Source organism: Loktanella agnita (genome assembly GCF_046640325.1).
In the GTDB taxonomy this organism is placed as follows: domain Bacteria; phylum Pseudomonadota; class Alphaproteobacteria; order Rhodobacterales; family Rhodobacteraceae; genus Yoonia; species Yoonia agnita.
The window spans coordinates 1-16,776 of record NZ_JBJMBF010000004.1 but is presented as its reverse complement, the minus strand read 5'-3'; the positions used below and the strand labels follow the sequence as shown (position 1 = coordinate 16,776).

Genomic DNA, 16,776 nt, shown 5'->3' with positions numbered 1-16,776 from the left:
ATGCTATCCTCTGAACAGGTCTTTGGCGATGATATTGCGCTGGATCTCATTGGATCCACCGAAAATCGACAGTTTGCGATTGTTGAAATAAGTCGCGGCTGCTGCGGCCGCGTCTTCTGGCACGGTCAGCGCATTGGCGGGCAGGTCCACTGCCGGGAAAGGTGCTGCCGCAGCCCCCAGCGCCTGACGGGTCAGCCCATTCAGACGCTGCACGATCACCGTGCCCTTGATCTTGAGCATGGAGCTTTCGTAATTCGTGGCCGCCCCTGTTTCGCTTTCAGCCAGCACGCGCAGGTTGGTGACGCGCAATGCCTCTAGGTCAATTTCCGCCTCGGCCATTTCGGCGGCAAAGAGCGGATCCTCAGAGAGCGGCTTGCCGTTGCGCATCGTGCGCGCGGCGAGGTCTTTGAGTGCCGCCAGATCGCGCATCGCATAACCGGTGCCCGCGATATTGGTCCGCTCATGGGTCAGCAGATATTTCGCGATGGTCCAGCCTTCGTTTTCCTGTCCCACCAGATTTGATGCAGGGACGCGCACATCGGTAAAGAAGACTTCGTTCACCTCATGCCCGCCTTCGATCAGCCTGATCGGGCGCATTTCAATTCCCGGTGTGTCGATGTCGACAAGGATAAAGCTGATGCCTTCTTGCGGTTTGACGTCGGCATCCGTGCGGACAAGGCAGAAAATTTTGTTGGCGTGCTGACCAAGCGTCGTCCATGTCTTTTGCCCGTTGATGATATAGTCATCGCCATCACGCACCGCGCGGGTTTTCAGATTGGCAAGGTCAGACCCCGCGCCGGGTTCAGAATAGCCCTGACACCACCAATCATCCCCGTTCAGAATGCGCGGCAGGATTTCTGCCTTTTGTGCTTCGGTCCCGAATTTCAACAGCACCGGCCCCAGCATCGATACCCCAAACGCCACCAGACGCGGAGCGTAGGCAAGGGCGGCCTCTTCGGCGAAGATGTGGCGCTGGGTGTTGTTCCAGCCCGGACCGCCGTGTTCTTTGGGCCATGTTGCGCCCAGCCAGTTGCGGCTGTTCAGTGCGGCATGCCACGCCTCAAAATCTTCCTTGTCCAGCGGTGTGCCGCTGCGCACCTTGCGCTGAATATGGTCGGGCAGGTTATCGGCGATAAAGGCTTTTACCTCGGCGCGGAAGGCGTCCTCTTCTTGGGTGAATTGCAGATCCATGCTCAGCGCTCCTTGTTCAGGTCGGCGAATGTGGTGCCATCATCGGCCATCTTTTGCAGTAATGCGGGCACCTGCCAGTAATAGGGGTCGTCCTTGGCGTAGGTCTTGATCCGGTCAACCAGTACCTGCGCGCCGATCTTATCGGCATAGCAGAGCGGGCCACCGCGACGACGCGGAAAGCCGTAGCCGAACAGGAACACCGCATCGACATCAATAGGCCGCAACGCAATGCCATCTGCGACCACGCGGGCCGCCTCGCTGATCATCGCGGTGATGTAGCGGTTGACGATTTCCTCATCAGAGAAGCTGCGAGGCGTGATCCCTTTGGCTGCCTGTTCGGCAGCGATGTATTTGGCGACATCGGGGTTCTTGGTCTTCGATCCGTCCTCACCATAGATGTAATATCCCTTGCCGGTCTTACGCCCGAAATTACCTGCCTCGCAGATCCGGTCGGCCACTTCGACCAGCCGCTCTTCTGGCGGACGCAGGGGGGCGCGGCGTTTGCGTTCAGCCCAGCCGATATCAAGCCCTGCAAGGTCGCCAACACTGAACGGCCCCATCGCCGCGCCGAAACCTTCCAGCGCGCTGTCGATCTGCGCGTAATCCGCCCCATCCAGCATCATGTAACCGGTGGATTTCGCATAATGGGCGAGGATCCGATTGCCGATAAACCCGTCACAGACCCCGGCCCGGACAGCGACTTTCTTCAGCCGTTTGGCCAGTGCAAAGCCCGTTGCCACGACTTCGGGCGCGGTCTTGTCGGCGACCACGACTTCCAGCAAGCGCATGACATGGGCGGGTGAAAAGAAGTGCAGCCCGATCACATCGGCGGGGCGTTTCACCGCCTTGGCGATCTCATTGAGATTCAGGTAAGATGTGTTGGATGCAAGGATCGCGCCGGGTTTGCAGATTGCGTCGAGCTTGCCGAAAACCTCATGCTTGACCTCCATGCTTTCGAACACTGCTTCGACCACCAGATCGGCATCGGACAGGTTTTGCATATCTGTCGTGACGCTCAGGCGGGCCACGGTCGCGTCATGCGCATCGGCGCTTAGCTTGCCACGTTTGACCGCACCCGCGAGGTTTCCCAAAATCGTCTTTTTGGCGAATTCCACGCGATCTTCGGCGGTTTCGATCACCGTCACCGGCAGACCAGCGAGCAGCATCGCAGTGCTGATACCGGACCCCATTGTGCCGCCACCGATCACGCCGACCTTGTTGATATCGCGGGGGGTGGCCGCCGCTTCGGGAATGTTGGCCACGGCGCGTTCGGCAAAGAACGCATGTTTGAGCCCGTGATGTTCGTCGCTATCCAATGCCGCGATAAACAGCGCGCGTTCTGTAGCCAGTGCTGTGTCCAGCGGCTGTGTCGCGCTTTCAATGGCCGTCAGCGCACGCAACGCCACAGCGCCCTTGGAGCCCATCGCGGTGAATTTCGCCCGCGCGGCTTGTATCACCTCTGCATCAAGGTCGACGGCCAGATCCTTTGTCACGCGTGGCGTCAGGTTACCCGCCACGATGTCGCGGGCCATGCGTTGTGCCAGTTCTGCGGGATCGCCTTCTTCCAACCGGTCGATGATGCCGCAATCGCGCGCCTCCGCCATGCTGATCGGCGCACCCCCGGTGATCATCTTCACAGCAGTCTTGGTGTCCGTCAGGCGCGGCAGACGGGCGGTCCCGCCGGAGCCGGGGAGCAGCCCAAGATTAACTTCGGGCAGGCCGACTTTGCTGCCTACGAGCCCAACGCGGGCCTGACAGCACAGCGCCAATTCCAGCCCACCGCCCAGCGCCGTGCCATGCAACACCGCAACGATGGGTTTGCTGCTGTTTTCAAGCCGCGTGCAAACATCGGGCAGGATTGGTGCCTGTGGTGGCTTGCCAAATTCACGGATATCGGCCCCCGCGACAAAGGTACGGCCCGCACAATAGAGGCCGATAGCCTTGATCTGCGGGTCGGCCTCAAGCGCGTCAAGTGCGGCCACAACCCCTTGCCGCATCGCATGTCCCGCTGCGTTCACCGGCGGGTTATCAATGCAAATCGTGGCGATATCATCGTATTTTTGAAAAGTGACGACGTCAGACATGTGTATTCCGTTCAAATGTATTCCGTTCAAAGTTTTTCTGGTGGTGCGGCTGTGTCATCGGCTGGCCTCGACAACCATCGCGATGCCCTGCCCCACGCCGATACACATGGACAGGCAAGCATAGCGACCGCCGGTTTCTTTCAACTGCCGCAGCGCGGTCAGAATGATCCTTGCGCCACTGGCCCCCAGTGGGTGGCCAACCGCAATCGCGCCACCATTGGGGTTAATCCGGCTGTCGTTTGGATCAAGCTCCAGATGTTTGCAGCAGGCCAAAACCTGTGCGGCAAAGGCTTCATTGATTTCGATCAGATCCATATCGGCAAGTGTCAGCCCGGCGCGTTCCAGCGCCTTGGGGATAGCAAAAGCAGGGCCGATCCCCATGATGCGCGGCGGCACCCCGACGACGGCCCCGGCAACGATCTGGCCCAAAGGCTGTACCACATCGTTTGCGGCACCGATCAGCAGCATCGCCGCCCCGTCATTGATGCCCGATGCATTGGCCGCCGTGGTTACCCCGCCTTGGTAAAGCGTGCGCAGCGAATGCATCTTTTCCAGCGTTGTATCAGGGCGCGGGTGTTCGTCTGTGTCGACGACAGTGACCGCACCGCGCCGACCGGGGATGTCGATCCCGGTGATCTCATCCGCGAAAAATCCCCGCGCCTGTGCGGCAGCGAACCGCGCTTGCGAGCCATGGGCGAAAACATCCGATGCGTCGCGCGTAATCTCGTAATCGGCAGCCAGATTGTCGGCAGTTTCAGGCATCGCGAAATCGCCGTAGAGCTCTGCCATTTTCGGATTGGCAAAGCGCGTGCCGATCGACGTGTCATAGATCGCGCTGCTGCGGTCCCATGCGTTGGCGCTTTTGGGGATGACGAACGGTGCACGGGTCATACTTTCCACCCCGCCCGCCACATAAAGCGCGCCCTCACCCACGGTCACGGAGCGGGCGGCATCAAGGGCGGCGGCCATGGACGACCCACAAAGCCGGTTCACCGTTTGCCCTGCGGTTTCCAGCGGCAGCCCGGCCAAAAGACCGGCAAAGCGCGCCACATTGCGGCTATCCTCGCCGGACTGGCAGACACAGCCAAGGATTACATCCTCAATCGTTTCGGACGCGACACCGTTGCGCGCCACCAGCTTGGCGATCACCTGCGCGGCCAGATCATCGGGGCGTATCCCCGCCAGCGCGCCGCCGTGACGGCCAAAGGGGCTGCGCAGCCCGTCGTAAACATAAGCATCAAGCATTCTTGGCATCCATCAGTTTCAATTCCCTGGCAAAACGTGGCAGCAGTTCGGATTTCAGCACCTTGCCAGTAGCGGCCTGCGGCAACGCATCGACGATGATGAAATGAAGCGGCACCTTGTAAGAGACCATGTGTTCTTGCATCCAGGCGCGCAGTTCTGCCGGACTGACCCTGTCCTGCGCCACCAGGAACGCAAGTACATCTTCGTTCCCATCACGCGCACGCCCCACAACAGCTGACTGCACCACCGCATCATGGGCATTCAGGACACTTTCGACCTCTGCCGGGTAGACATTAAATCCGGAATGCAGGATCAATTCCTTGCAGCGCCCGATGATATGCAACGACCCATCCGCGTCCAGCCGACCCAGATCGCCGGTTTTCAGGAACCCATCGGGCGTGATCGTCGCGGCGGTGGCCTGCGGGTCCTTGTAATACCCTTTCATCACATTCGGGCCGCGTACCCAAATCTCGCCGGTGCCATCCGTGCCCGGATCATGGATCAGCAGTTCTTGCCCGTCCATGACGCGGCCCACCGATGTATCCTTGCGCGGATCTTTGACCCGTGTGACCGCAACACTAGGCGATGCTTCGGTCAGACCATAGCCATTATGCAGATGCACACCAAAAATCCGTTCAATCTCGGCCTTCCAACCGGGGTCAAGCGGTGAGCCCCCGGATGAAATGATCTTCAAATCCGTTTTCACCTGATCAACGCCCTTGTCGCGCAAAACCTTCAGCAGCGCGGCGTACATTTGCGGCACGGCGGGAAACAGCGTCACCTCTTGTTGCAGTGCTTCAAGCACCTGTTCAGGCACGAAGGCGGGCAAAAACCGGATCGACGCACCTGCATTCCAGACCGGCAACAAAATGCCCCCGAACCCATAAACATGCGTCCCCGGCAATACGCCGAGGACCTGATCGTTCGCATCCGTCCCGCGCACACCGCTTGCCGCAGTGGCCGCGTAGGTCAGATTCGCATGGGTCAGCATCACACCCTTGGGTTTGCCTGTGGTGCCAGAGGTATAGAACAAGGCCGCCACCTGCCCCGCACCGGCCTCAACCGGTTCAACTGCCACCTCCCGCACTGGCGTGACGACAATATCCCCACAAGGCAGTTGGCCCAATGTCACCGCATCGTAATAGGCCGCGTGCGCTGCGGCGGCGGCCGAGGCGCCCACCGTGCAAATCATACAACGCGCGCCGGAATGATCCAGCAGGGCCTCTATATCATTGACAGGCACGCGGGCATTCAGCGGTACGATCCAAGCATCAATCTTGCTGATCGCCAGAATAGCGGCGGCATATGTCATCCCGTTTTCAGACAGCAGTACAACGCGATCACCCCCGCGCACCCCATGTGCGCGCAGCATTTGCGCCATTTGCACCGCGATTTGTTCCAACTGGCCATATGTGTAGCGCGCGCCGTCGTGATCAACGACGGCCAGACTGTCGGGCGCATTTGCCCCGATCAGATCATGCACTCTCTGCTTCATCTGCTACTGAACTCCTCTTACCGGCGACAATACACTTGCGGGCGAGTGCGTCAACATGCAGTTCATTGCTTTACTATGCAAAGCAGTATTGCTAAAGATTGGCGGCACCCCGATGACGAACGGCGTGGCTGGTCTGTGCTTTTTGCAAAGGAAATCATGTGGTTGACGAGACAGACAGGCGTTATGCGGCAACATTAGCGAAAGGGCTGCAAGTGCTGCGGGCGTTCAGCCAGAAAGATCCGTCACTGGGGAATCGTGAAATCGCGCGGCGCACGGGGCTGCATTCTTCCACCGTCTCGCGGCTGACCTATACATTGGCCAAACACGGGTTTCTGGTACAACTGCAACCATCCGAGGCGTTCCGCCTTGGCCCAGCCGCCATTGCGCTGGGCTACACAGCCCGCGAAAGCTTTTCCTTCCTGTCACTGGCCGATCCGCTGATGCAGGCACTGGCTGACGATGTGTCCGCACTGGTGGCTGTTGGCGTGCAGGACGGGGATGCGGTGATGCTTGCCCGCGTCTGGCGGCCCGTCGGGCGCGCGGCGATCTGGTTGCAAGAAGGGCACCGCCTACCGCTTGACCGCAGCGCGGCGGGACGGGCCATCATGGCGCTTGCCCCGCAGGGACCTGATGACAGCCCCCAGACCAACGCAGATCGGCAAGCGCTGCTGACACGGGGCTGCGTGGATTCAATCGGCAGCTGGAATGAAGATGTGAACGCCTGCGCCGTGCCTTTTGTCCCGGATCAGACCGGGCTGCCCTTTGCCTTTCTTTGCGGCGCGATGAAGAGCGAAATGGATGCCACCCGTTTGAGCGAACAGGTCGGGCCGAAGCTGATCACAAAGGTCAACGCGCTGAAAGCATTGCTGGGGCTGGCACATTAATCAGCATCAAAGACCGTAAGGCCCAGCCATGTGCCCACCAGCGCTGGCGTTTCCACATCCTTGATGTCGATAATCAGCTGATGTGTCCGCAAAAGCTCTTGCGGATTGCGCTGCGCGACCGCCAGCAATGTGAAGCGGCCACGCAGCCAGGCCCCTTCCCGAACTGGCGTCAAAAACCGTATCTTGTCGAACCCGTAATTGATCCCCATCACAGCACCATCATCTTGCGGCAAGCAGCTTTGCGCAAAATGCCCGGCTAGCGATAGCGTCAGAAACCCGTGCGCGATGGTGCCGCCAAACGCTGTCTCGGCCGCCCGTTCTGGCTCTGTGTGGATCCACTGCATGTCCAGCGTCGCGGCGGCAAAGATATCAATCCGCGACTGCGTGACCTGTAGCCAGTCCGACACGCCCACCTCTTCACCGATTTGCCGTTTGCCCGCCTCCAACGCCGCAGTGATGTTCATTCCGCGACCTTGATGACAACTTTGCCCAGCACCTTGCGATCCGCCATCATTTGCAATGCCTTTGCCGCCTGCTCCAGCGGAAAGCTCGCGTGGATACGCGGGGCGATCTTGCCCTCTGCGTACAAACGAAACAGCGCCTCCATATTCTCTGCATACCCTTAGGGTCCCTTTTGACCGCAGCGCCCCAGAACACACCAATAATCTGGCTGCCCTTCAGCAGTGGCAGGTTCATCGGCAGCTTTGGAATACCCGCGGGGAATCCCACGACCAGATACCGGCCCTGCCAGCCGATGGCACGCAAGGCGGGTTCGGCATAATCGCCGCCGGCCGCATCATAGATGACGTCCGCCCCTGCCCCGCCGGTCAACTCCTTGACCTGTTGCGAAAAGGCGCGCTGCGCGTCGCGGCCCATCACTTGCGGATAGATGACTGTATGGTCGGCCCCGACGGCGGTACAGAAATCCGCCTTATCCTGCGACGACACGGCAGCGATCACTGTCGCCCCGCCAGCCTTGGCCAGTTCGATGGCCGCTGCCCCGACGCCACCGGCCGCGCCGAGTATCAACAGCACCTCACCCGGTTTCAAATGCGCGCGATCTTTGAGCGCATGCAGGGAGGTGCCATAGGTAAAGATGAAACAAGCGGCCTCTTCCGACGGCATGCCATCAGGCACTTTTACGACATCGGTCGCGTTCAAAACCATGTGCGTGGCAAAACCACCATGGCCGGTCACCGCAAGCACACGGTCACCGAGGGCGAAGCCCTGCACACCATCGCCCAGCGCAGCAACCTCGCCGCAGACCTCGCCCCCCGGCGCAAAAGGACGCCGTGGTTTGAATTGATAAAGATCGCGAATGATCAGCGTATCGGGGAAGTTCACACCAGCCGCATGCACCTTGATCAGCAGCTCGCCGTCTTGCGGGTCAGGCATTGGCAGCTCTGTCAATTCAAGCGTTCCCGGTCCGCCGGGCGCGTTGCTTAGCATGGCTTTCATGGTGTTCCTCCTTCAGCCTCACAAGAGCGTAGCACATCCAACAGGTGACGGGTTGTCAAGAAAATTGCGAAATGTAATTCTGCAAAGCGGAACGCGCCAACACTCGGACCAGCATCACGCCAAGATCGGGGAGGGTCTCATGCGACATTTGCGGCATCCGCGCCTGTTTGGCGCGCCTCTCATCCCAAAGACAGGCAAAGGATTTTTCAATGCGCAATGCCATCATCGTCTCGTCCGCGCGCACGCCCATCGGCAAAGCCTATCGCGGGGCGTTCAACAACACGACACCCACCGCATTGGCCGCCCATGCCATCACGCATGCAGTGGCGCGGGCCAAGCTTGACCCCGCCCTGATCGAGGATTGCATCCTTGGCGCGTCGTTGCAGCAGGGAACACAGGCCAATAACCTCGCCCGTCGCGCTGCACTGCGGGCTGGTCTGCCGGTCAGTGTCGCGGGAATGTCAGTGGACCGGCAATGCGCCTCGGGCCTGATGGCTATCGGCATCGCATCGAAACAGATCGCAGTAGACGGAATGGACGTGGTGATCGCGGGTGGCGCGGAAAGTATTTCCATGGTGCAGACCAAGGAATACCGCAGCGGGACCGACCCGTGGCTGGTGCAGCACAGGCCAGAAACCTATATGTCGATGCTGGAAACTGCCGAAACGGTGGGTGCACGCTATGGTGTCTCGCGGGAAGATCAGGATGCCTATGCCGCCCAGTCACAGGCGCGCACCCATGCCGCGCAGCAGGCAGGCCGCTGCGACGCAGAAATCGTGCCAATGACCACTGTCAAAAAGGTTCAGAACCGGGACACCGGCGCATGGTCGGACGAAGAGATCACGCTCACCAAAGACGAAGGCAACCGCCCAGCGACCACGCGCGAAAGCCTTGCAGCGCTCGACCCTGTCTTCAAGGACGGCATCGACATCAAAGAAGGCAAGCACATCACTGCGGGCAATGCCAGCCAGCTGTCCGACGGGGCGTCTTGTGCGGTGCTGATGGAAGAGAAATTCGCCGAGAAATCCGGTGCGCAGGCGATGGGCCGAATCGTCGGTGTGACCGCCGCAGGCTGCGCGCCCGAAGAAATGGGGATTGGCCCGGTCTTTGCAGTCCCCAAGCTGCTCAAAGCGCATGGGCTACACATGGACGACATCGGACTGTGGGAGTTGAACGAAGCCTTCGCCGCGCAGGTGCTTTACAGCCGCGACACGCTAGGCATCCCTGATGAGATCCTGAACGTTAATGGCGGGGCTATCTCGATCGGGCACCCCTATGGTATGTCAGGGGCGCGGATGGTCGGCCACGCCCTGATCGAAGGCAAGCGCCGGGGGGTGAAATACGCAGTCGTCACGATGTGTGTAGGCGGCGGCATGGGGGCCGCAGGACTGGTGGAGGTTTTCTGATGCAAATAATCCGGCTCAACGGAATACCGCGTGCCTGAACTGCTGATCGTCCGGCACGGTCAGGCCTCTTTCGGCGCTGAAAACTACGATGCGCTGTCGGATTTGGGCCATCGTCAATCGGTGCTTGCAGGTGAAAGCCTGCGCGCGACAGGCTGGCAGCCCGACCGGATCATCACCGGCACGCTCGACCGACAGATCGACACCGCCAAGGCGATGGGGTTCGCCTTGGCGCCGGAACAGCATCCGGGACTGAATGAATATGATTTTCAGGATCTGTTGCGCGCACAGGGACAGGCTGACAGCTTTCAAGACCCCCGCGATGATCGCAAAGCACATTTCCGGCGGCTGCGCGACACTGTGCACGCATGGATGCGGGATGAGATCGCAGGTACCGCCGAAACATGGGCCAGCTTTGCCGCGCGGGTCGAAGACGCCCGCAGCTTTGCCATCAGCGGCGATGCCAAGCGTGTCCTTGTCGTCAGTTCCGGCGGGGTGATCGGGCAAATGGTCGCCACCACGCTGGGCGGACAGGTAGAGACGATGATGACGCTGAACCTGCAAATCAAAAACACAGCCCTGACCCGGTTCGTCTATTCCGCGCGGGGTTTTTATTTACATGAATTCAACAGCGCGCCGCATTTCGCCACAGCAGACGGCGCCCCGTTGATCAGCTATAGTTAGGGCAGCATGACCAGCGATACCCAGACACTCGATATCCCGACCGTCTCGGCCTATCTGGCCGATCACCTGCCGGGCTTTGCCGGGCCGCTTACGGTCACCAAATTCGAACAGGGCCAATCCAACCCGACCTTCCTGCTTTGCACGCCGGAAAAGAACTATGTGCTGCGGCGCAAACCACCCGGGCAGCTGCTGAAATCTGCTCATGCGGTCGACCGGGAATACCGGGTACAAAAGGCGCTGACGGGCAGCGATGTACCGGTCGCCCGGATGCATCTGCTGTGTGAAGACGACAGCATCATTGGGTCAATGTTCTATATCATGGACCATGTGCCGGGGCGCAATTTCAACCGCCCCACCCTGCCCGATCTGACACCGGATGCGCGCGGTGCGCTCATGGACGAGATGAACCGCGTGCTGGCCGCCCTGCATGATATCGACATCAACGCGCGTGGCCTGTCCGATTACGGCCCGCCGGGCAATTATTTCGAACGCCAGATCGGACGCTGGACAAAACAATACCGCGCGTCCGAAACCGGCACACTGGCAGAGATGGATCGGCTGATTGACCTGCTGCATGACAGTATCCCGGCGGATGACGGGCAGCGTACACTGGTGCATGGCGACTACCGGATCGACAATATGATCTTTGCGCAGAACGGCACGGAATGCAGGGCCGTGCTCGATTGGGAGCTATCAACTATCGGCCACCCCTATGCCGATCTGGCCGGGGTGATCATGCAGTGGCAGATGCCGCCGGGGGCCGAAGGGCGCGGGTTGGCGGGCGTGGATCGCGCCGCACAGGGCCTGCCGACAGATGCCGATTTCATCGCAAACTACTGCGCCCGGCGCGGCCTGCCCGGCATCGACAATTTCGGATTTTATCTGTCCTTTTGCTTTTTCCGCATGGGGGCGATCATCCAAGGGGTGCGCAAGCGGGCACTGTCCGGCAACGCCTCTAACCCGGAATGGGCGATGCGGATCGGCGAGAAGGTTCCACTTTTTGCACAACATGGCCTGAAAGCATTGGAGGAAAAGTGACGGCCAGCCGATACAGGCTAATTTTGAAATAAGATTTCGCAATGCAGAACTTGAACCATTGACATGTAAATTGCGTGTGTAAAACTGACATCAGATAAGGGCCGCCAAGCAAGAGGAGGCACGGTAGCCTTTGTTTTCATGGGAGGAATAAACATGAAAAAGAAGACAGGCGCAGCTATTGGCGCCATTGCCGCATTGATGCTGAACACGACCGCATCCTTTGCCGACACTATTAAGATCGCCTTTATCGACCCGCTGTCGGGTCCTTTCGCAGCCACCGGAGAAAACGCGCTGCATCTGTTCCAATACGCGGCAGAGGCCATCGTTAACGACGCCGGTGGCGTGTTGGACGGCGACACATTCGAAATCGTCCCGTTGGACAACAAGATCAGCGCCACCGAAAGCCTGATCCACCTGCAAACGGCCATTGATGACGGGGTGCGCTTTATCATTCAGGGGCAATCGTCAGGTGTCGCCTCTGCGTTGCTTGATGCGATCAACAAGCATAACCGGCGCAATCCGGACGATCAGGTGCTGTTCCTGAATTATGCCGCCGTTGATCCCGCACTGACCAGCAGCCTGTGCAGTTTTTGGCATTTCAGCTTTGACGCCAATTCCGATCTGAAAATGTCGGCCCTGACCGATGTGATTGCCGAAAGCCCCGATCTGACATCCGCCTATCTGATCAATCAGGATTACAGCTTTGGCAAGGCCGTCTCGGCCACGGCCAATCAGCTTTTGGCGGAAAAGCGCCCTGACATCACTATTGCTGGCGACGAATTCCACCCCATCGGACAGGTCAAGGATTTCACACCTTACGCCCGCAAGATTGTGTCATCCGGCGCGGATTTCGTGATCACCGGAAACTGGGGTGCCGATATGTTCGGGCTGGGGACAGCCCTGATCGCAAACGGCTTCACCGGTCCGATCTATACCTATTACGCCTCCGGAAGCGGGATCACCGCAGGCTTTGGCGAATCCGGCAAAGGGTCGCTTTTCGTGATTTCCGAAGGTTTGACCAACCCGCCCCCGACCGAAGAAGGTGCCGCCTATATTGACGGGTTCCACGCCGCCTATCCGGGCGAAAACTTCCTGCTGGTGCGTACATCGAACGTGATCCGCATGCTAGCCGCCGCGATTGATGAAGCCGGAACCGCCACAGATGTGCAGGCTGTCGCCACCGCGTTGGAAGGCATGGAAATGGATGGCCCCTTTGGCGGAACGCTTTACATGCGGGCCGACAATCATCAGCTGATTCAGGACGTGCATATTCTGGCGCATACGGATGAGGGCGTGACAAATACATTCGATGGATCACCTTTTGGGCTGATCGCAGAAAACACTGTCTCTGCTGCAGGTATGGATACCCCCACGACGTGCGAAATGGATCGTCCCTGATCCCTCTCGCGACTTTGCGCCTGCCTGTCATCCCCAGGCAGGCGCATACCTGACGCAAACGCGCGTCGGGTCTGCATTTCTGGAGGATTCCGATGGATCTGTTTCTGGTCAATATCATTGACGGGCTTGTCACTGGCCTGTTGCTTTTCATGCTGTCGGCCGGTCTGACGCTGATCTTTTCGATGATGGGTGTGCTGAACTTTGCCCATGCAAGTTTTTATATGCTGGGCGCCTATTTTGGATATCAGATCAGCCAGTATATGGGCTTTTGGATCGGGCTACTGATCGCGCCACTGCTAGTTGGCACCATGGGCGCAGTCGTCGAACGCTACGGGCTGCGACGGGTGCACCAATATGGGCATGTGGCAGAGCTGATCTTTACCTTCGGCCTCGCGCTCTTGATCGAAGAGGCGGTGCAGTTTTTCTGGGGCAAAAGCCAGGTCGCCTATTTCGTTCCGCAGGCACTGAACTTTCCGCTTTTCGCGATCTCGGGCAATGCAGTGCCGGCATATAAGGTCTTCATGATCTTCATCTCCATCGGTATCTTCGCCGGGTTGCTTATTGTGCTGACACGCACGCGGGTTGGCATGGTGATCCAGGCCGCACTTAGCTATCCGCGTACGGTGGAGGCTTTGGGCCACAATGTACCGCTGGTCTTCATGTGCGTATTCGGGGTCGGATCGGCACTGGCGGGGGTCGCAGGCGTGATCGCCGGGCCTGTGCTGGGCACCTTCCCCGGCATGGCCTTTGTCCTCGGCTCGATTGTTTTCGTGACCATTGTGATCGGCGGGCTTGGCTCGCTCTGGGGCGCGCTGTTTTCATCGCTGCTGATCGGATGGATCACCACATTTGCCGCCGCCTATAACGTGCATTTCGCTGACCTGCTGCTGGCGGTCGGGATCAACCCACCGGCCGAGATGGCCACAAGCCCGTGGCGCGATTTCTGGTCGCTGACCCTGTCGCAGGTCGGCCCGATCCTGCCGTATCTGCTCATGGTGCTGGTGCTAATTTTCCGGCCTGACGGGCTGTTTCGAAAGCGGGGCCTATGACTGAAACAATGCAAAGTGCAACTGCAACCCACCGCTTCGGTATCAGCCTGCGGGCGGCCCTGCCCTGGATCATCGCCGCATTCGTGCTACTGATCCTGCCCTTCGTCTTCGACGCGAAATCGTCGATCACAGTAATGAACCAGATGGCAATCACGATCATCTTTGCATTGGCCTACAATATGTTGCTGGGCCAAGGCGGGATGCTGTCTTTTGGGCACGCTGTCTTCATGGGGCTGGGCGGTGTCGCAGCCGTTCATATGATGCGCTACGTCGAAATCATGGGGCTGCCTATCCCCTTGCCGCTTTTACCACTGTTCGGGGGGATCGCCGGTTTTCTGCTGGCCTGCGTGATCGGGAGCTTTTCAACCCGGCACGCCGGAACCGTCTTTGCTATGATCTCGCTCGGGGTTGGAGAGCTGATCGCGGCCTGCTCGCTGATCTTTGTGGCCTTCTTTGGTGGGGAGGCAGGCGTATCCGCTGACCGAACCTACGGGTTGCCCGTGTTCGGCGTCGAATTTTTCACCCAGACAGAAGTTTACTACCTGATCGCCACTTGGCTGCTGATCTCAGCCCTTTTGATGTATCTCTACACCCGCACCCCGGTCGGGCGCATGGCCAATGCGGTGCGCGACAATCCCGAACGGGCCGAGTTTCTGGGCTATTCCGCCCGCTGGGTGCGGTTTTATTCCTTCATCTTTTCAGGCTTCTTTGCTGGCATTGCGGGTGGGTTGTTCGCGATCAACTACGAAATCATGACCACCGAAAGCCTGACACTTGTCCAATCGGGCCGGATTCTTTTGATCACGTTCCTGGGGGGGGTCGGCTATTTTTGCGGACCAATCATCGGGGCTATCGTCTTTACCCTGCTGAACACTGTGCTCAGCCGCTATACTGATCTTGGAACGCTCTATATCGGGCTGCTTTTTGTGCTGACTGTAATGTATTTCCCCGGCGGTCTCGCGGGTCTCTTGATGATGCATGAACCTGTGCGACGGATGCGACGGCTTCACCTGTTGCTCCGGCCCTATTTGCTGGGCTTGGTGCCTTTCCTTGTCACGATCCTTGGCTGCGCGGCACTGCTGGAACTGCTGTTCCACACCCGACATGCGATGCCGGGTCAGAGCGAAATGGGGTTATTCGGGGTCCGTTTCGACAGCCACGCCATCCTGCCGTGGGTCATCGTGACCGTGGCAACGCTCGCAGGAATCCTTGCGCTGCGTGCGCTGGCACCCGCGCTGAAAGATGCGTGGCATGACGCCAACACAGTACAGGGGGATGGCGCATGACAGCCGCATTGCAGCTCAGCGACCTGCACAAAAGCTATGGCAAGGCGCAGATCATTCGTGGCGTGGATCTGGCGATCAAAGCAGGCGAGCGTCATGCGATCATAGGGCCAAACGGCGCAGGCAAATCCACGCTTTTCAATCTGATCACCCGGCGCATGGCCCCAAGCGCGGGCCATGTCGCGCTACATGGTAAAGACTTGAACGGGCTGGCCCCTTACGAGGTCACGCGCATGGGGCTGAGCCGGTCTTTCCAGATCAGCAACGTCTTTCACCGGCTCAGCGTGTTCGAAAACGTGCGCTGCGCCCTGCTTTGGTCGATGGGCTACCGCTATTCGTTCTGGAACCTGATGGACCGCGCCCCGGCCCTGACAGAGGCCGCAGATGCGATCATTGCCCAGATCAACCTGACCAAACGGCGCGAGATGGCGGCGGGTTTTCTGTCATACGCCGAACAGCGAGCGCTGGAAATCGGCCTGACCATCGCGGGTGGGGCAAACGTGATCCTGCTCGATGAACCCACCGCGGGGATGAGCAATACAGAAACTGATTACATCGTCGAGCTGATCCGCAAAGTGACCGAAGGCAAAACGCTGATCGTAGTGGAACATGACATGCGTGTGGTCTTCAATCTGGCCGACCGCATCTCTGTTCTTGTTTACGGGCAGATCGTCGCGACCGGCACCCCGGAAGAGGTCCGCGCGAACCCAAAAGTGCAAGAGGCCTATCTGGGCACCGCAATGGCAGGGGGTCACTGATGCTCGATGTGCAGGATCTGCATGCCTATTATGGCAAGTCACATGTGCTGCAAGGGGTGAACCTGAATATTCAGGAAGGCGAGATTGTCGCGTTACTGGGCCGCAATGGCGTGGGCCGCTCAACCACCTGCAAAGCGATTATCGGCGAGGTTCCACCGCAAGGCTCCGTGACGTTTCGCGGACAGCAGATCGCTGGGAAAAAGGCCTATGACATCGCCCGGCTAGGTCTGGGTTACGTGCCGGAAAACCGCGATATCTTTCCGGGTCTGACAACACGCCAGAACCTGATCCTTGGCCTGAAACCGGGGCAAAAGGACGGACACGGCCGCTGGTCACTCGAAACGATGTTCGACATGTTCGAAAACCTTGGCAATCGCGCCGATACAGAAGCCAGCGTGCTGTCAGGCGGTGAAAAGCAGATGCTGACCATCTGCCGGACGCTGATGGGCGACCCCGACCTGATCATGATTGACGAACCCACCGAAGGGCTGGCCCCGCAGATGGTTCAAAAGGTGGCTGCGGTGCTGAAAGAAATCGCCAAACGTGGTATATCCACCCTGCTGGTGGAACAAAAACTGGACATCGCGATGGATATTTCAGACCGGGTTTATGTGATGGGACACGGCCGCGTCGTGTTCGAAGGCACCCCGGCAGAGCTGAAAGGCCGCAACGACATTCGCAAAGAATGGCTGGAAGTATAGGGTTCGGGGCCGACAACCTGCAACGTCTTTAGAGCATGTTGCACTCAATGGCCCTCATATCCTGCGGCCTTGAAGTAGTTGTAGCACTCTTCGTCTGAGAAAAGG

At 59.1% G+C, this 16,776-nt stretch carries 14 protein-coding genes and 1 pseudogene; 9 read left to right on the top strand and 6 right to left on the bottom strand.

Features of this window, described 5'->3' with window-relative positions:
• Positions 1–3: 3 nt before the first annotated feature.
• The 4 genes from ACJ5NV_RS05290 to ACJ5NV_RS05275 are packed head-to-tail and all read right to left on the bottom strand — an operon-like array spanning position 4 to position 6,015.
• Complete coding sequence (locus ACJ5NV_RS05290) at positions 4–1,191, bottom strand: acyl-CoA dehydrogenase family protein (protein ID WP_411642587.1); 1,188 nt, start codon at positions 1,189–1,191, stop codon at positions 4–6.
• Positions 1,192–1,193: 2 nt separating this feature from the next.
• The gene (locus ACJ5NV_RS05285; protein ID WP_411642586.1) at positions 1,194–3,275 is read right to left on the bottom strand and encodes a 3-hydroxyacyl-CoA dehydrogenase NAD-binding domain-containing protein; all 2,082 of its coding nucleotides are present in this window, start codon (positions 3,273–3,275) and stop codon (positions 1,194–1,196) included.
• 54 nt (positions 3,276–3,329) lie between these two features.
• Positions 3,330–4,520, bottom strand: coding sequence for an acetyl-CoA C-acyltransferase (locus ACJ5NV_RS05280; protein ID WP_411642585.1), 1,191 nt, complete (start codon positions 4,518–4,520; stop codon positions 3,330–3,332).
• Positions 4,513–6,015 carry a class I adenylate-forming enzyme family protein gene (locus ACJ5NV_RS05275; protein ID WP_411642584.1) on the bottom strand — a complete coding sequence of 501 codons (1,503 nt, stop codon included), beginning with the start codon at positions 6,013–6,015 and terminating at the stop codon, positions 4,513–4,515. The genes ACJ5NV_RS05280 and ACJ5NV_RS05275 overlap by 8 nt, the downstream gene beginning before the upstream one ends.
• Positions 6,016–6,173: 158 nt before the next feature.
• On the opposite strand from ACJ5NV_RS05275, the gene ACJ5NV_RS05270 reads away from it, so the two are divergent.
• Positions 6,174–6,899, top strand: a complete 726-nt coding sequence (locus tag ACJ5NV_RS05270) for an IclR family transcriptional regulator (protein ID WP_411642583.1) — start codon at positions 6,174–6,176, stop codon at positions 6,897–6,899.
• On the opposite strand, the gene ACJ5NV_RS05265 is transcribed toward ACJ5NV_RS05270, so the two are convergent.
• Together ACJ5NV_RS05265 and ACJ5NV_RS05260 are read right to left on the bottom strand one after the other, a co-directional pair.
• On the bottom strand, positions 6,896–7,363 hold the full coding sequence (locus ACJ5NV_RS05265; protein WP_411642582.1) for a MaoC family dehydratase: 468 nt from the start codon (positions 7,361–7,363) through the stop codon (positions 6,896–6,898). The two genes, ACJ5NV_RS05270 and ACJ5NV_RS05265, sit on opposite strands and share 4 nt — an antisense overlap.
• Positions 7,360–8,357 (bottom strand): annotated as a pseudogene (locus tag ACJ5NV_RS05260) (NADPH:quinone oxidoreductase family protein). The gene ACJ5NV_RS05265 and the pseudogene ACJ5NV_RS05260 overlap by 4 nt, the downstream one beginning before the upstream one ends.
• Before the next feature lie 209 nt (positions 8,358–8,566).
• Here ACJ5NV_RS05260 and ACJ5NV_RS05255 point away from each other — a divergent pair.
• From ACJ5NV_RS05255 to ACJ5NV_RS05220, 8 genes are all read left to right on the top strand, one after another.
• Positions 8,567–9,763: an acetyl-CoA C-acyltransferase gene (locus tag ACJ5NV_RS05255; protein ID WP_411642581.1), complete on the top strand. Its 1,197-nt coding sequence runs from the start codon at positions 8,567–8,569 to the stop codon at positions 9,761–9,763.
• A gap of 30 nt (positions 9,764–9,793) precedes the next feature.
• Positions 9,794–10,444, top strand: a complete 651-nt coding sequence (locus tag ACJ5NV_RS05250) for a histidine phosphatase family protein (protein WP_411642580.1) — start codon at positions 9,794–9,796, stop codon at positions 10,442–10,444.
• Between the two features lie 6 nt (positions 10,445–10,450).
• Entirely contained in the window at positions 10,451–11,482 is a 1,032-nt protein-coding gene (locus ACJ5NV_RS05245; protein WP_411642579.1) for a phosphotransferase family protein, read from the top strand.
• 153 nt (positions 11,483–11,635) lie between these two features.
• Positions 11,636–12,880, top strand: a complete 1,245-nt coding sequence (locus ACJ5NV_RS05240) for a branched-chain amino acid ABC transporter substrate-binding protein (RefSeq protein ID WP_411642578.1) — start codon at positions 11,636–11,638, stop codon at positions 12,878–12,880.
• Between the two features lie 92 nt (positions 12,881–12,972).
• The gene (locus ACJ5NV_RS05235) at positions 12,973–13,929 is read left to right on the top strand and encodes a branched-chain amino acid ABC transporter permease (protein WP_411642577.1); all 957 of its coding nucleotides are present in this window, start codon (positions 12,973–12,975) and stop codon (positions 13,927–13,929) included.
• Positions 13,926–15,215: a branched-chain amino acid ABC transporter permease gene (locus tag ACJ5NV_RS05230; protein ID WP_411642576.1), complete on the top strand. Its 1,290-nt coding sequence runs from the start codon at positions 13,926–13,928 to the stop codon at positions 15,213–15,215. The genes ACJ5NV_RS05235 and ACJ5NV_RS05230 overlap by 4 nt, the downstream gene beginning before the upstream one ends.
• Entirely contained in the window at positions 15,212–15,970 is a 759-nt protein-coding gene (locus ACJ5NV_RS05225) for an ABC transporter ATP-binding protein (RefSeq protein ID WP_411642575.1), read from the top strand. The genes ACJ5NV_RS05230 and ACJ5NV_RS05225 overlap by 4 nt, the downstream gene beginning before the upstream one ends.
• Positions 15,967–16,671, top strand: coding sequence for an ABC transporter ATP-binding protein (locus tag ACJ5NV_RS05220; protein ID WP_411642826.1), 705 nt, complete (start codon positions 15,967–15,969; stop codon positions 16,669–16,671). The genes ACJ5NV_RS05225 and ACJ5NV_RS05220 overlap by 4 nt, the downstream gene beginning before the upstream one ends.
• The last annotated feature ends 105 nt before the right edge of the window (positions 16,672–16,776 follow it).

What these genes read in the sequence shown, in the direction of transcription:
- ACJ5NV_RS05285 (WP_411642586.1), bottom strand. Translation starts at nt 3,275, where the DNA reads ATGTCTGACGTCGTCACTTTTCAAAAATACGATGATATCGCCACGATT.
- ACJ5NV_RS05235 (WP_411642577.1), top strand. Translation starts at nt 12,973, where the DNA reads ATGGATCTGTTTCTGGTCAATATCATTGACGGGCTTGTCACTGGCCTG.
- ACJ5NV_RS05265 (WP_411642582.1), bottom strand. Translation starts at nt 7,363, where the DNA reads ATGAACATCACTGCGGCGTTGGAGGCGGGCAAACGGCAAATCGGTGAA.
- ACJ5NV_RS05255 (WP_411642581.1), top strand. Translation starts at nt 8,567, where the DNA reads ATGCGCAATGCCATCATCGTCTCGTCCGCGCGCACGCCCATCGGCAAA.
- ACJ5NV_RS05230 (WP_411642576.1), top strand. Translation starts at nt 13,926, where the DNA reads ATGACTGAAACAATGCAAAGTGCAACTGCAACCCACCGCTTCGGTATC.
- ACJ5NV_RS05290 (WP_411642587.1), bottom strand. Translation starts at nt 1,191, where the DNA reads ATGGATCTGCAATTCACCCAAGAAGAGGACGCCTTCCGCGCCGAGGTA.
- ACJ5NV_RS05245 (WP_411642579.1), top strand. Translation starts at nt 10,451, where the DNA reads ATGACCAGCGATACCCAGACACTCGATATCCCGACCGTCTCGGCCTAT.
- ACJ5NV_RS05280 (WP_411642585.1), bottom strand. Translation starts at nt 4,520, where the DNA reads ATGCTTGATGCTTATGTTTACGACGGGCTGCGCAGCCCCTTTGGCCGT.
- ACJ5NV_RS05225 (WP_411642575.1), top strand. Translation starts at nt 15,212, where the DNA reads ATGACAGCCGCATTGCAGCTCAGCGACCTGCACAAAAGCTATGGCAAG.
- ACJ5NV_RS05275 (WP_411642584.1), bottom strand. Translation starts at nt 6,015, where the DNA reads ATGAAGCAGAGAGTGCATGATCTGATCGGGGCAAATGCGCCCGACAGT.
- ACJ5NV_RS05240 (WP_411642578.1), top strand. Translation starts at nt 11,636, where the DNA reads ATGAAAAAGAAGACAGGCGCAGCTATTGGCGCCATTGCCGCATTGATG.